This window comes from Paenibacillus xylanexedens (assembly GCF_007676705.1).
GTDB classification, from domain to species: domain Bacteria; phylum Bacillota; class Bacilli; order Paenibacillales; family Paenibacillaceae; genus Paenibacillus; species Paenibacillus xylanexedens_C.
This window is the reverse complement of sequence record NZ_VEBF01000865.1, coordinates 1-223: the sequence shown is the minus strand read 5'-3', so window position 1 is coordinate 223 and position 223 is coordinate 1. Positions and strand designations below refer to the sequence as shown.

Annotated in this window: 1 protein-coding gene; it reads left to right on the top strand. The window is 51.1% G+C overall.

The genetic code is table 11. The annotated features are described in order from the left end of the window. Window positions 1-12: 12 nt before the first annotated feature. Window positions 13-223 (top strand): hypothetical protein (locus FS628_RS32455; RefSeq protein ID WP_222125368.1); only part of this gene is annotated, 211 nt, incomplete at its 3' end.

Below are 223 nucleotides of genomic sequence, written 5' to 3'. Positions count from 1 at the left end.
GGGGGGGGTGTTATGCTGGTATTTATCGTGGGAGGGTTGGTTAATCAGAGGTTTATGTTGAATGGGATGAATGTGGTATGGGAATGGGAGGGTGAGGAGGTGGGGATGGAGTGGGTGAATGAGAGAAGGAGTGTGTTTAGGGGAGGGGGGGTGGGATTGGTTGATGGTGAGTTGCTGGCGTTTGTGTTTCAACCAATGGGCGGGAAAGGGTTTGTTATATTGG